Origin of the sequence: Billgrantia kenyensis, assembly GCF_013697085.1 — a bacterium.
GTDB lineage: Bacteria > Pseudomonadota > Gammaproteobacteria > Pseudomonadales > Halomonadaceae > Halomonas > Halomonas kenyensis.
The window spans coordinates 550646-563906 of sequence record NZ_JACEFT010000001.1 but is presented as its reverse complement, the minus strand read 5'-3'; the positions used below and the strand labels follow the sequence as shown (position 1 = coordinate 563906).

10 protein-coding genes and 1 pseudogene are annotated in these 13261 nt (G+C 64.1%); 3 read left to right on the top strand and 8 right to left on the bottom strand.

What is annotated here, in order from left to right; translation table 11 throughout:
- Together H1D44_RS02530 and H1D44_RS02525 are read left to right on the top strand one after the other, a co-directional pair.
- The coding region (locus H1D44_RS02530; RefSeq protein WP_181513260.1) for an IS30 family transposase at nucleotides 1–444 on the top strand (444 nt) is incomplete at its 5' end.
- Nucleotides 445–607: 163 nt separating this feature from the next.
- Nucleotides 608–832 (top strand): annotated as a pseudogene (locus H1D44_RS02525) (transposase domain-containing protein); the annotation flags it as partial.
- 83 nt (nucleotides 833–915) lie between these two features.
- On the opposite strand, the gene H1D44_RS02520 reads toward H1D44_RS02525, so the two are convergent.
- From H1D44_RS02520 to H1D44_RS02485, 8 genes are all read right to left on the bottom strand, one after another.
- Entirely contained in the window at nucleotides 916–2484 is a 1569-nt protein-coding gene (locus H1D44_RS02520) for an AAA family ATPase (protein WP_238984354.1), read from the bottom strand.
- A 158-nt stretch (nucleotides 2485–2642) separates the two neighbouring features.
- Nucleotides 2643–3653, bottom strand: a complete 1011-nt coding sequence (locus tag H1D44_RS02515) for a GSU2403 family nucleotidyltransferase fold protein (protein ID WP_181513258.1) — start codon at nucleotides 3651–3653, stop codon at nucleotides 2643–2645.
- Nucleotides 3654–3930: 277 nt separating this feature from the next.
- Nucleotides 3931–4830 (bottom strand): hydroxymethylglutaryl-CoA lyase, encoded by a 900-nt coding sequence (locus H1D44_RS02510; RefSeq protein ID WP_181513257.1) that lies wholly within the window; start codon nucleotides 4828–4830, stop codon nucleotides 3931–3933.
- Between the two features lie 204 nt (nucleotides 4831–5034).
- Complete coding sequence (locus tag H1D44_RS02505) at nucleotides 5035–7074, bottom strand: acetyl/propionyl/methylcrotonyl-CoA carboxylase subunit alpha (RefSeq protein WP_181513256.1); 2040 nt, start codon at nucleotides 7072–7074, stop codon at nucleotides 5035–5037.
- Nucleotides 7071–7904, bottom strand: coding sequence for an enoyl-CoA hydratase/isomerase family protein (locus H1D44_RS02500; RefSeq protein WP_181513255.1), 834 nt, complete (start codon nucleotides 7902–7904; stop codon nucleotides 7071–7073). Before H1D44_RS02500 ends, H1D44_RS02505 begins: the two co-directional genes overlap by 4 nt.
- A 195-nt stretch (nucleotides 7905–8099) precedes the next feature.
- A complete protein-coding gene (locus H1D44_RS02495) occupies nucleotides 8100–9707 on the bottom strand; it encodes a carboxyl transferase domain-containing protein (protein WP_181513254.1) in 1608 nt (535 codons plus the stop codon).
- 85 nt (nucleotides 9708–9792) lie between these two features.
- Nucleotides 9793–10962: an isovaleryl-CoA dehydrogenase gene (locus H1D44_RS02490; protein WP_181513253.1), complete on the bottom strand. Its 1170-nt coding sequence runs from the start codon at nucleotides 10960–10962 to the stop codon at nucleotides 9793–9795.
- Nucleotides 10963–11214: 252 nt separating this feature from the next.
- Nucleotides 11215–12153 (bottom strand): sodium-dependent bicarbonate transport family permease, encoded by a 939-nt coding sequence (locus tag H1D44_RS02485; protein ID WP_181513252.1) that lies wholly within the window; start codon nucleotides 12151–12153, stop codon nucleotides 11215–11217.
- A 143-nt stretch (nucleotides 12154–12296) separates the two neighbouring features.
- Between H1D44_RS02485 and H1D44_RS02480 the strand changes: the two genes are divergently transcribed.
- A complete protein-coding gene (locus H1D44_RS02480; RefSeq protein ID WP_181513251.1) occupies nucleotides 12297–13253 on the top strand; it encodes a LysR family transcriptional regulator in 957 nt (318 codons plus the stop codon).
- The last annotated feature ends 8 nt before the right edge of the window (nucleotides 13254–13261 follow it).

Genomic DNA, 13261 nt, shown 5'->3' with positions numbered 1-13261 from the left:
CGATCCGCTGTCGGCACGCTGGTGGAGCGCACCACGCGCCTGGTGATACTGGCCAAACTGGACGGCACGACGGCCACCGCCGCTGCCATCGGGTTCAGCGACAAGCTGAACGAGGTCCCACGCGCCTTGCGGCTCTCCATGACCTACGACCAGGGCAGGGAGATGATGCAGCATGCCGAGATCACACAACGGACCGGGACGGCCATCTATTTCGCCGATCCTCATAGCCCGTGGCAACGAGGCTCTAACGAAAATACCAACGGTTTGTTGCGGCAGTACCTGCCGAAGGGCACGGACCTGTCGGTCTATAGCCAGGAAGAGCTCGATGCCATTGCGGATTCATTGAACACACGACCGCGCAAGACATTGGACTGGCGAACGCCTCTGGAAGTCTATTCCGAGGTGCTCAAGAAATCAGTCGCTGGACCGGACACCCTTCAATAGTGTTGCGCTTGGGACTTGAGACCGCCGATAAAAAGAGTCCCTTTGTCAAGAAAGTGCAGCCGGGTGCTTAACTGCGCCTTTGTAGAGGCTTGAGCCGTGTGCTGGGAAACTCGCATGCACGGTTCTTAGGGGGTTGGATGCGGGTAACCGCATCCGACTACCCGACAATCTGATTCGCCCCTGGGCGCTGGGACGCAGCAACTGGCTATTTGCCGGCTCACTGCGCAGCGGCCAGCGCGCAGCCAACATCATGAGCCTGATCCAGTCCGCTAAGTTGAACGGCCATGAATCGCATGCCTACCTGAAAGACGTACTGACTCGGCTGCCCACGCAGAAGGCCAGCCAGATCCACGAACTCCTACCTCAGCACTGGAAACCGGTCGACTGATCACTCGCAAAGGGCGATGGCCGGGCGCTTACGCTCGTAGGCTTCGCTCAGCAGGCCAACGGCGTGTTGCTGCAGGCTGCCATTCAAGCCGCCGCGATATCGAAGGCGACGATCTGGCGTCGCTCGCGGGAGAATTCGACGCCGATCAGGTGGATGGGCTTGCCCTGGCCGCGGTACTTGTCGGCGTAGCCCTTCTCCTGAAGCTGCTGCAGCGCCTTGCCCTTGGGTACCTGCTCGACCACCTTGAATTCGAACAGGTAGAGGTGGCCGTCGAAATCGACGGTCATGTCGACCTTGCCGGTGTGGCTGGCGTCTTCCACCGTGACGCTCACGCCGAGCGCGGCGAAGTGGCTGTAGAACACGCTGGCATAGTGGCCTTCGTACTTGGCGATGGGATTGTTGCGGTACCAATCGTGGGGCAGGCCGGCGTAGAGCGCCTTGAGGTGGGTTTCCAGTGCTGCCAGGTCGTGGGCTTTGAGTACGTCCAGCAATCCCAGCTGGGTCTCCTGCATGGTCGAGTCCGGTATGCCAAGCGCTGGCAGCAGCAACTCGTTGAGGCTGGTCTCGACTTCCTGGTTGGGGAAGCCCAGGGTGTAGAGATGGTAGCCCAGGATCGGCTCTTCCCATTTCTTGATGGTGAGATAGCCGGTCTGGAACAGCAGCCCTTCGGTGGTCATGTCATCGACATCGAAGCGCCCCAGTAGCTGCGCCTTGGCCTGCACTCGGTCGAGACGGGGCGTGAAGACGCCACGCTCCTTGAGCACTTCGATCAAAAACGAGGGCGTGGCGGTCTCGAACCAGTAGGGGCGAAACTCTCGCTTCTGCAACAGCAGCAGCACGTCGAACGGGTTGTAAACCGAGGGCACGGCTTCACCACCCCAACGGTAGCCGTTGTACCAGTGGCGAATCTGCTGGCGGTTCAGGCCGGGTAGCTCAGGCGCGAATACCGTATCGATGTCCTCATCGGTATAGCCGCAGATGGTGGCGTGAGCGTTGTCCAGCGTGATGTCGTTGAGGTTGTTGAGCCCCGAGAACAGGCTGACTTTGCTGAACTTGGAAACCCCGGTGAGCAGGCAGAACTGCAGGTGGCGGTCTGCTTCCTTGAGCACGCTGTAGAGGTTGCGCAGGCCATCGCGTAGCTCGCGGGCGTGCTCCGGCTCGGTGAGGTTATCGAGAATCGGCTTGTCGTACTCGTCGATCAGCACGACGACGCGCTGACCATGCTGCTCGTGCGTCCGGCGGATCAGATCCGAGAACTCGCTGGAAATCAGCTCCGGGGGCGGGCTCGTGATACCGAGACGCTGTCGGTGCTGTTGCAGTTGGTGTCGGATGTGGCTGTCCAGCGCTGACCGATCCTGCAGGTTGCCGTCGGCGAAGCTCAGGTGGATGACCGGATGCTGCTTTTGCCAGTCCCACTTGTCGTGAATGTAGAGCCCTTGGAACAGCCGCTCTTGGCCTTCGAACAGGCAGCGCAGGGTGTCCACCAGCAGGCTCTTGCCGAAGCGGCGCGGGCGCGAGAGGAAGTAGTACTTGCCTTGCTCGATCAGGCGGTGGATTTGAGGTGTCTTGTCGACGTAGTAGTAGCCGCCTTCGATGATGTCGGAAAAGGTCTGAATGCCGATGGGCAGCTTGCGACGAGACGGGGCAGACACGGCGATGCTCCTGCGCTGGAAACATAGTGATGGGAGCATACCACGCGGGCGGCCCTGGAATGGTGGGGAACACGTTGATGCTGCTTGCGCTATGCCAGGGCGCGCTCGAGCATGCCGGGCCGGCGGGGGGCAGGCCTTTTTTCTGCGCAGCAGGGGATCTACAGGTCGTATTCATCAAGCCGGCTGCTGGCCTGCTGCCTGAGGAGATGCGGAAAGGCGCGCTCTACTGCCTGCGTTGCCGAGAGCTCGCGTAGTTCGTCGCGTAGCAGCGTGGCGACGAGGCGGGCCTGGGCCTCATCGCGATGACGCTTCAGGGGCTCCCGGTCTGGCTGCTGGCTGACATGCCACTTGTGAAGGACGAAGGCTCGCGGGTCCACGGTAACGAGCCTCAACGGCATGCCTTTCTCGTCGAAGACGACGGCTTCGAAGCGCGGCGAGGCAATGGCCCACTTCAGCGAGTCGATCCCTACCGGTTTCAGATCCCCGGCTTCCAGATAGCGCTCGAAGTCGCTCATCTTCATAGGATCAGCAGCTTGAGTAATGAAATCGATCATGTAGCCCTTGGCGTTGGCAGCACGAAACTCGAAGGGCGCTTGGGTGAGGGGCTGGAAAGAGCGGTCGCTGGCACGTATCACCGATAGCAGCGTTTCCCCGGCGAGAGCAGTAATGATTCTCAAGCCTTGCCGTGCGTCCATCAGCACATCGTTATCGGCGGTTGCGAGATGCTCGGGTTCAATGAGAACGCCGGCGCGGGCTTCATAGGCATACAGGGCGTTGGTGCCGATTACCCTGAAAGGAATCTCCTTGCGTTGAAGTGCCCTTATCGCCCTGGCACCGGCTAGCGGGAAACGGTTAAGCCGATTGGCCCGGACATAGGCGGCATGCAGCTGAAGCTGTTCCTTGAGCGAATGTTCGCGGGCATGATATTCCGCTTTCTGCGCCTCGAACGCTTGCTGTATGGCTTCGGTATCGGGGGAGCGCGGGCCGAGAGAGTGGTTTTTGCCGCCAGTGTAGGCGCGGTAAAGGTACTCTCGCCCATTGATGTGCTTCCAGTGCATCGAACCCTTTACTTGGCGTGCTCGAGCACGATGCTGCTCCAGCGCCTCGAAGAGCTGGATGGCGTTGACGGCAACACGAGACGCTTCGGACTGCAGGCGTTGGTAGGACATCGAGCCCCCCTGGGCGGGCTTTAACTAATTTTTTATAGTTTATGATCATTGATTAGTTAAAGTCCATTTGAACTATATCTTGGCTGTCAATGGCGCTATGCCAGGGCGCGCTCGAGCATGCCGGGCTGGCGGGGTTAGCCTGTGGAGTGACTAAATCGAGGGCAGCGGCGTAGCCGCTGCCTGGTGAAGGCGTGTCGAAGCAGGAAGGTTCTGGGGGTGATCTTAGAACCCTCGCCCAAAGCGCGAAGCGCAGTGGGCGGGGATTGTCAGCGCGAAGTCACTTCGCCGCCAGCGCCACGCCCACCTTGGAGCGGTTAGGTCGGCCGATGGTCTGGGTGATCCAGGTGCCGGTTTCGGCGAGCTTGTCGAGGTCGATGCCGGTATCGATACCCAGGCCATTGAGCAGGTAGACGACATCTTCACTGGCCACGTTGCCGGAGGCGCCCTTGGCGTAGGGGCAGCCGCCGAGGCCAGCGACGGAGCTGTCTACCACGCTGATGCCTTCTTCCAGCACGGCGTAGAGGTTGGCCAGCGCCTGGCCGTAGGTGTCGTGGAAGTGGGCGGCGAGCTTTTCCATGGGGATGTCGCGGCTCACGGCTTCGATCATGCGCTTGGCGGCGAGCGGGGTGCCGACGCCGATGGTGTCGCCGAGCGAGACTTCGTAGCAGCCCATATCGAACAGCGCCTTGCTTACCTCGGCCACCTTGGCCGGGGCGATCTCGCCTTCGTAGGGGCAGCCGAGCACGCAGGAGACGTAGCCGCGCACGCGCACCTTGGCCTCTCTGGCTCGCTCCAGCACGGGGGCGAAGCGCTCCAGGGATTCGGCGACGGAGCAGTTGATGTTCTTCTGCGAGAAGGCTTCACTGGCCGCGCCGAATACCGCCACTTCCTCCACGCCGCACTCCAGCGCCGCTTCCAGCCCCTTGAGGTTGGGGGTGAGAGCGGCGTAGGTGACGCCCTGGCGGCGCGTAAGGCCGGTCATCACTTCACGATGGTCGGCCATCTGCGGCACCCACTTGGGCGAGACGAAGCTGGCGGCTTCGATGTAGCCGATGCCGGCGGCGCCCAGGCGGTCGATCAGTTCCAGCTTGGTGGCTGTGTCGATCGGGTTGGGTTCGTTCTGCAGCCCGTCGCGGGGGCCGACCTCGACCAGGCGCACGCGCTTGGGAAATGCCATTCGATTTTCTCCTATCCTGTACACGGCACGTGACCGGTGGCCTTGCCCGCGGCTGATCCGGGTGCTGCCTTTCGCGAAGATCGCTGTGAACCCCTCCCTGGGCGCTCCATTTTTCATCCATGAAAAATGAGCTTCGCTCACGTCAGCTCCCGGCGCCGCTACTCTCGGCGCACTTGCCTTGACGCTCTTGGTGCCGCTCCAATCTTACTCGACCGGCGCAAACTCGAGCAGCACGTCTCCCTGGCCCACCGTATCGCCGGCGTTGAAGTGGAAGCTTTCTACATGGCCGTCGGCGGGGGCGGTCATGGTGTGTTCCATCTTCATGGCCTCCATGACCATCAGCGGCATGCCTTTCTCCACCTTCTGACCGGCTTCCACCAGCAGCGCGACCACGGTGCCGTGCATCGGCGCGGTGAGGGTCGATTCGGCTTCGTGGTGGCCGTGGTCGATGGCATCGATTCGGCGCCAGAACAGGCGGGTTTCACCGCGCGGGTCGACCATGACGACGACGTTGCCGTCGCGGCGGGCCTGGAGGCGGCGGCGGTGGCCATTAAGGGTCACGGCCACGGCGTCACCTTCCAGGTGCTGCAGGCGGGCGGTGAGGGTCTCGCTGCCGATGGTGAGGTGCCACGGGTCGGCGTCGGTCTCACGGGTGCCTTCCACGACCACCACGTTCTCTTCGTCCTGCACGTGGGCAGGGTCGCACAGCGAGATGCGGATGGTATGTGGGGCGTTGAGGCGGAAGCCGTCGTGGCGGTCCCACGGCGAGTCGCTCTCACACTCGCGGGCGAGCTGGTTGAGGCCGATCAGCGCGGCGCCGGCGTACTCTTCGATGCTGTACTGCTTGGGTGCGAAGAGGGTGGCTTCGTTCTTCTCGATGAAGCGGGTGTCCAGCTCCACGTTGCGGAATGCCGGGTGGGTGGCCAGGCGCTGCAGGAAGGCGCGGTTGGTCACCACACCCTGCACGTCCAGCGCGGCCAGCGCGCGGTTGAGGGTGGAAAGCGCCTGCTCGCGGTCGTCGCCGTGGACGATCAGCTTGGCGAGCATGGGGTCGTAGTGCATGGAGACCACGTCGCCGGTTTCCACGCCGCTATCCAGGCGCACCCGTTCAGGGTCGAGCCCGGCGCCCTTGAGGTCCATGGCGAAGCGCTCGAGCTTCCCGGTGGCGGGCAGGAAGTCCTGCTCCGGGTCTTCGGCGTAGAGGCGCGCCTCGAAGCTGTGGCCGGTGATGGTCAGCGCTTCCTGCCGGAGCGGAAGGGCTTCGCCCATGGCCACACGCAGCTGCCACTCGACCAGGTCCTGGCCTGTGATCATCTCGGTGACGGGGTGCTCCACCTGCAGGCGGGTGTTCATCTCCATGAAGTAGAAGGAGCCATCTTTGTCCAATAAGAACTCGACGGTGCCGGCGCCCACGTAGCCGATCTCCTTGGCGGCGCGCACGGCGGCTTCGCCCATCTCGCGGCGCAGCTCGGCGCTCATGCCGGGAGCGGGGGCTTCCTCGAGGACCTTCTGGTGGCGACGCTGCACCGAGCAGTCGCGCTCGAACAGGTAGACACCGTTGCCGTGGCTGTCGCAGAACACCTGAACCTCGACGTGGCGCGGCTGGGTCAGGTACTTCTCGATCAGCATGCGGGTGTCGCCGAAGGCGGCCTGGGACTCGCGGCGGCAGCCGTCCAGCGCGGCCTGGAACTGCTCGCCGCTCTCCACCACGCGCATGCCCTTGCCGCCGCCGCCGGCGCTGGCCTTGAGCAGCACCGGGTAGCCGATCTTGTCGGCCTCGGACTTGAGCAGGGCGTCGTCCTGGTCGCCGCCGTGGTAGCCCGGCACCAGCGGTACGCCGGCGTTGGCCATGCGCGCCTTGGCGGCGGACTTGTCGCCCATGGCGGCAATCGCCGAGGCGGGCGGGCCGACGAAGGTGATACCGGCGGCGTCCAGCGCTTGAACGAAGGCGCCGTTCTCGGAGAGGAAGCCGTAGCCGGGGTGAATGGCACCGGCACCGGTGCGCTTGGCAGCTTCCACCACCGCTTCCACCTTCAGGTAGCTCTCGCGGGCGGCGGCTGGGCCCAGGCGCACGGCTTCATCGGCTTCGCGCACGTGGCGGGCGTTGGCGTCGGCGTCGGAGTAGACGGCCACGGTGCGCAGGCCCATGGCGCGGGCGGTGCGCATCACGCGGCAGGCGATCTCGCCGCGGTTGGCCACCAGCAGGGTGTCGAAGGGCGTGGTGCGGGAATCGGTCTGGCTCATGAGCGGCGCTCCGAGGAGTTCGTGTTGTCGTCGGTCCAGGCGGGGCGGCGCTTCTCGAAGAAGCTGGCCAGGCCTTCCTGACCTTCGGCGCTGACCCGCAGCTCGCTGATCACGCGGCAGGTGTGCTCGCGGGTGGCCTTGCTGTCGGAGTCGCGGGCCACTTCGGCCAGCAGGGCCTTGGTGGCGCGCTGGGCCTGGGGCGAGCCGGCCAGCAGGGTTTCGAGCATCGCGTTGACCGCTTCGTCGATGTGGTCGTGGCCGACGATCTGGTGGGCCAGGCCCAGCTCCAGCGCCTTGTCGGCGTCGATCACCTCGGCGGTGAGCGCGTAGCGGCGCATCTGACGCGAGCCCAGGGCACGCTGTACGTAGGGGCTGATCACTGCCGGCGAGAGGCCGATCTTTACCTCGGAGAGGCAGAACTTGGCCTTCTCGCTGGCAATCACGATGTCGCAGCAGGCGGCCAGGCCCACGGCACCGCCGAAGGCGGCACCCTGCACGCGGCACACGGTGGGGCAGGGCAGGGTGTCCAGACCGTGCATCAGCTGCGACAGCTTGCGCGAGTCGGCCAGGTTGCCCTCGAAGTCGTACTCCACCATGCGCTTCATCCAGTTCAGGTCAGCACCGGCGGAGAAGCTCTTGCCCTCGGAGCCCAGCACCACCACGCGCACCTCGCCGTGGCGGGCGGCGTCGTGCAGCTTGGCGAGGTGCTCGTTGAGCTCGGCGATCAGGCTGTCGTCGAAGGCGTTGTGCACCTCGGGCCGGTTCAGCGTCAGCCAGGCGACGCCGCGCTCGTCGATGCTTAGCTGAGAAAAGCTATTTGTATCGGTCATTTTTCGTGGCTCCCATATTCGTAAAGTATTCGAGCGAAGGCCAGGGCTAGGCCCGTTCCCGACGGGCCAACGCACTTCCCACATCCCTGTGGGTCGCAAGGCAAAAAACGGCGAAAGAGCGGAGTTTAGGAGCCCTAAATGAGCATCTTGAGCCGTTTTTTAACGCAGTATGGGCGAGCGCAGACACTTTACGACTCACATCCGGAAGACGCCGAACCGGGTCTCTTGCACTTCCGCGTTCATCGCGGCGGAGAGCGAGAGCCCCAGCACGTCGCGGGTCTGGGCCGGGTCGATCACGCCATCGTCCCAAAGCCGCGCGCTGGCGTAATAGGGGTGACCCTGGTGCTCGTACTGCTCGCGGGTGGGCTGCTTGAAGGCTTCTTCCTCTTCGGCACTCCACTCGCGGCCCTCGCGCTCGTACTGTTCGCGCTTGACCTGGGCCAGCACGCCGGCAGCCTGTTCGCCGCCCATCACCGAGATACGGGCGTTGGGCCACATGAACAGCAGGTTGGGGTCGTAGGCGCGGCCGCACATGCCGTAGTTGCCGGCGCCGAAGCTACCGCCGATCAGCACGGTGAACTTGGGCACCTTGGCGCAGGCCACGGCGGTGACGAGCTTGGCGCCGTGCTTGGCGATGCCTTCGTGCTCGTACTTGGAGCCGACCATGAAGCCGGTGATGTTCTGCAGGAACACCAGCGGGATCTTGCGCTGGGCGCACAGCTCGATGAAGTGGGCACCCTTGACCGCGGATTCGGAGAACAGCACGCCGTTGTTGGCGACGATGCCCACCGGGTAGCCGTGAATGTGAGCGAAGCCGGTGACCAGGGTGTCGCCGTAGTAGCGCTTGAACTCGTCGAAGTCGGAGTCGTCGACGATGCGGCCGATCACCTCGCGCACGTCGAACGGCTTCTTGAGGTCGGTGCCGACGATGCCGTAGATCTCGCTCGGGTCGAGCTTGGGCGGCTTGGGCTCCTGCATCTTGAGCTGGCCGCGCTTCTGCCAGTTGAGCCGTGACACGCAGGCGCGGGCCAGCTGCAGGGCGTGGGCATCGTTCTCGGCGTAGTGGTCGGCCACGCCGCTGAGCTTGGCGTGCACGTCGGCGCCGCCCAGGTCCTCGGCGCTGATGCTCTCGCCGGTGGCGGCCTTCACCAGCGGCGGGCCACCGAGGAAGATGGTGCCCTGCTGCTTGACGATGATCGACTCGTCGGCCATGGCCGGCACGTAGGCGCCGCCGGCGGTACAGGAGCCCATCACCACGGCGATCTGCGGGATGCCTTCGGCGGAGAGGGTGGCCTGGTTGTAGAAGATGCGCCCGAAGTGCTCGCGGTCGGGGAACACTTCATCCTGGCGGGGCAGGAAGGCGCCGCCGGAGTCGACCAGGTAGATGCACGGCAGGCGATGCTTGCGGGCGATCTCCTGGGCGCGAATGTGCTTCTTCACCGTCAGCGGGTAGTAGGTGCCGCCCTTGACGGTGGCGTCGTTGGCGACGATCACGCACTCCACGCCGGAGACGCGGCCGATGCCGGTGACCACGCCGGCGGCGGGCACGTCGCTCTCGTAGACCTCATGGGCGGCCAGCGCCGAGAACTCGAGGAACGGCGAGCCCTCGTCGATCAGGTTGTCGATGCGGTCGCGCACGAACAGCTTGCCGCGTGATTCGTGACGGGTGCGGGCCTTCTCGCCGCCGCCCTGGCTGATCGCTGCGGTCAGCTCGCGCAGCTTCATCACCTCGTGGCGCATGGCCTTGTCGTTGGCCTGGAAGCCGTCGCTGCGCGGATTGATTTGTGTCGTTAAGGTAGCCATAGGAGTCTCTTTTTCTCTTCAAGTATGAAAATAAGCGAGCGATATTCAGACCCTGGGAGGAGAGTATGAATGAGCGCAGCTATTTTCATTTGGACTCGTTGAAGAGTTCGCGGCCGATAAGCATCCGACGAATCTCGCTGGTTCCGGCGCCGATCTCGTAGAGCTTGGCGTCGCGCAGCAGGCGTCCGGTGGGGTACTCGTTGATGTAGCCGTTGCCGCCCAGCAGCTGGATGGCGCCGAGCGCTACCTGGGTGGCCTTCTCGGCGCAGTAGAGGATCACGCCGGCGGCGTCCTTCCGCGAGGTCTGGCCACGGTCGCAGCCGGCCGCCACGGCGTAGAGATAGGCGCGGCAGGCGTTCAGCGTGGTGTACATGTCGGCGATCTTGCCCTGCACCAGCTGGAACTCGCCGATCGACTGGTTGAACTGCTTACGCTCGTGAACGTAGGGCACCACGATGTCCATGGCCGCCTGCATGATGCCGATGGGGCCGGCGGCGAGCACGGTGCGCTCGTAGTCCAGGCCGCTCATCAGCACGCGTACGCCCTTGCCCACTTCGCCCAGCACGTTCTCGGCGGGGACTTCGCAGTCCTGGAACACCAGCTCGCAGGTGTTGGAGCCGCGCATGCCTAGCTTGTCGAGCTTCTGGGCGGTGGAGAAGCCGGCCATGCCCTTCTCGATGATGAAGGCGGTGATGCCCTTGGAGCCGGCGTCGGGGTCGGTCTTGGCGTAGACGACCAGCACGTCGGCGTCGGGGCCGTTGGTGATCCACATCTTGTTACCGTTGAGGACGTACTTGTCACCCTCCTGGCGCGCGCGCAGCTTCATGGAAACCACGTCGGAGCCGGCACCCGGCTCGGACATGGCCAGGGCGCCGACGTGCTCGCCGCTGATCAGCTTGGGCAGGTACTTGGCCTTCTGCTCGGCATTGGCGTTGATCTTGAGCTGGTTCACGCACAGGTTGGAGTGGGCGCCGTAGGAGAGGCCCACCGAGGCGCTGGCGCGGGAGATCTCTTCCATGGCGATGCAGTGCGCCAGGTAGCCCATGCCGGTGCCGCCATCCTCTTCCGGCACGGTGATGCCGAGCAGGCCCATGTCACCGAACTTCTGCCACAGATCGTTGGGAAATTCGTTCTTCTCGTCGATCTCGGCGGCACGCGGGGCGATCTCGTCGCGAGCGAAGGCGTTGACCTGATCGCGCAGCATGTTCAGCTCGTCGTCGAGGCCGAAATCGAGGGGCTTGTAGGCGGTGAGCATGGCGAAACTCCCTTTGTGTATATGGCTTGTATCGCTGTCAGAGGGGGCAAGACGCGACGTCGCGGCTCGCGGCGCTATTTGTGAATGCTACAAGACTAGGCGAGGTTGACGTTAACGTAAAGTGCAGCTTTCGGCCGTCATACGAATGTCGAAGGCGTGCTGTTGAAAATGGGAGCCAAGTCGGGCCATAGAGGATGAGACTGGCAGAAGACAAGGAGAGGCGCCACCGACCCAGGCCGGTGGCGCATGTGCTCAGCTGAGCCAGAGAGCCAGCTGATAGTAGATGGGTATGCCCACGATGACGTTGAGCGGGAAGGTGAAGCCGAGTGCCGCCAGCATCGCCAGCCCAATGTTGGCCTGGGGTATCGCCGTGCGCATGGCCGCCGGCGCGGCAATGTAGGAGGCGCTGGCGGCCAGCGCCGTGAGTATCATCAGCGAGCCCATGGGCAGGCCGAGCATCAGGCCCACGGCCAGGCCTGACAGCGCCAGGAAGAACGGGGCCACCAGGGCGAAGGTGAGCAGGCGCCAGTGGTACCAGGGGATGGGGCGCAGGGTTTCCGCTGCGGTCAGGCCCATCTGCAGCAGGAACAGGGCGAGCACCGCGTGGAAGGCCCCGGTGAACAGTTCGGTGACGGCGGCGCCCTCCCGGGGGCCGTACATGGCGCCGATCACCGCGCCACCCGCCAGCAGGATGACGCCGCGGTTGGTCAGGGTCTCGTGCCAGATGCCCTGGAGTGCCTCGCCTGCCTCCTTGCCGGCATGGCGACGATAGAGGGCGATGGCGATCATGATTGCCGGCAGCTCCATCATCACCAGGTAGAGGGTGACTTCGGCGCCGATGGGCAGGGCACGGCTCTCGGCAAAGGCCAGTGCCACGGCGAAGGTGCCTGCACTCACCGAACCATAGTGCGCGGCGATACTGGCGCTGTCGGCGGGGGAGAGACGGACGAAGCGGCGTAGCACCGGCATCAAGGCCAGCGGAATCAGGGCGCCAAGCGCCGCGACAGAGAGCAGTTCGGGAATCAGCGACCAGCTCAGGTTGCCATAGAGCGCCATGCCGCCCTTCAGGCCGATGGTCAGCATCAACAGCAGGCTCAAGGTGTCGTAGGCCGCCTTGGGGATATTCAGGTCGGACTTGACGATGCCGGCAAGCAGGCCAAGCAGAAAGAACATCACGACGATGTCAGGCATGGGCTCTCTTCTCGATGAAAAATTCGTTGCTGGCGTAAACAGGCTAGCCGCGGATTTTGAGGACTGCGTGGTATTGATTCCAATAGAATCTATCTCCTCATACCATAGTCAATCATCTATATCTCTGATCGAATGGGCTTCGCATGAACATCCGTCACCTGACGTTTCGCCTGCTTCAGGTCTATGTCGTGGTTGTACGCAGTGGCTCCGTCAGCGAGGCGGCCCGGCAGCTGCACCTGACACAACCCACCGTGTCGCAGCAGCTCAAGCGCCTGGCTGAGGCGGTGGGCGAGCCATTGCTGACGACGCGGCAGGGGCGCCTGGCGCCTACCGAAGCAGGGCGGGAGCTCTATCGTGCCAGTCGCGAGGTGCTGGGGCGCTTCGACGATTACCAGGATTACCTGGAGGCATTGCGCGGCGGCGAGCGGGGGCGTTTCAGCATTGCCCTGGTCAACACCGCCCAGTACGTGCTGCCGCGCCTGCTTGGCCCCTACAGCCAGGCCTTCCCGGACGTTGACGTGACGCTGCACATTGGCAACCGCCGTCAGATGTTGACCCGCTTCGAGCGCCAGGACGACGATCTCTATATCTTCAGCCATCCGCCATCCCTGGCTCACGCTCTGGCCGGCCGATTCCTGCGTAATCCACTGGTGGTGGTGGCGCCGCAAGGCCATCGCCTGGCGGCTGGTGAGCGTATTCCCATGGCCGAGCTGCTGGAGGAGCGCTTCTTGCTGCGCGAGCCGGGTTCGGCCACGCGCATGATGTTCGAGAGCTGGCTGCAGGAGCATGGCCTGTCGCTGGGGCCAACGCTGCAGATGGCGAGTAACGAGGCCATCCGCGTAGGCGTGGCCGCCGGGATGGGCCTGGCCGTGCTCTCCGAGCACGTGCTGCCGCCGGAACACCCGGATATCGCGATCCTGCCGGTCACCGATTTTCCCATCGAGAGCCACTGGCAGTTCATCGTGCGCCGCGACCGACGTCTGCCCCATGCCGCGCGGGGCTTCCTGCGCTTCGCCTCCGGTCATCTGGGTGAATGCGTCGAACCGCGCTTCCTGGCCAATGAGCTGACAAGGCTGCTGGCGGGCCTCGAGCTGTCGTGAGTGGGGTA

What these genes read in the sequence shown, in the direction of transcription:
- H1D44_RS02485 (WP_181513252.1), bottom strand. Translation starts at nt 12,153, where the DNA reads ATGCCTGACATCGTCGTGATGTTCTTTCTGCTTGGCCTGCTTGCCGGC.
- H1D44_RS02505 (WP_181513256.1), bottom strand. Translation starts at nt 7,074, where the DNA reads ATGAGCCAGACCGATTCCCGCACCACGCCCTTCGACACCCTGCTGGTG.
- H1D44_RS02515 (WP_181513258.1), bottom strand. Translation starts at nt 3,653, where the DNA reads ATGTCCTACCAACGCCTGCAGTCCGAAGCGTCTCGTGTTGCCGTCAAC.
- H1D44_RS02480 (WP_181513251.1), top strand. Translation starts at nt 12,297, where the DNA reads ATGAACATCCGTCACCTGACGTTTCGCCTGCTTCAGGTCTATGTCGTG.
- H1D44_RS02500 (WP_181513255.1), bottom strand. Translation starts at nt 7,904, where the DNA reads ATGACCGATACAAATAGCTTTTCTCAGCTAAGCATCGACGAGCGCGGC.
- H1D44_RS02510 (WP_181513257.1), bottom strand. Translation starts at nt 4,830, where the DNA reads ATGGCATTTCCCAAGCGCGTGCGCCTGGTCGAGGTCGGCCCCCGCGAC.
- H1D44_RS02495 (WP_181513254.1), bottom strand. Translation starts at nt 9,707, where the DNA reads ATGGCTACCTTAACGACACAAATCAATCCGCGCAGCGACGGCTTCCAG.
- H1D44_RS02490 (WP_181513253.1), bottom strand. Translation starts at nt 10,962, where the DNA reads ATGCTCACCGCCTACAAGCCCCTCGATTTCGGCCTCGACGACGAGCTG.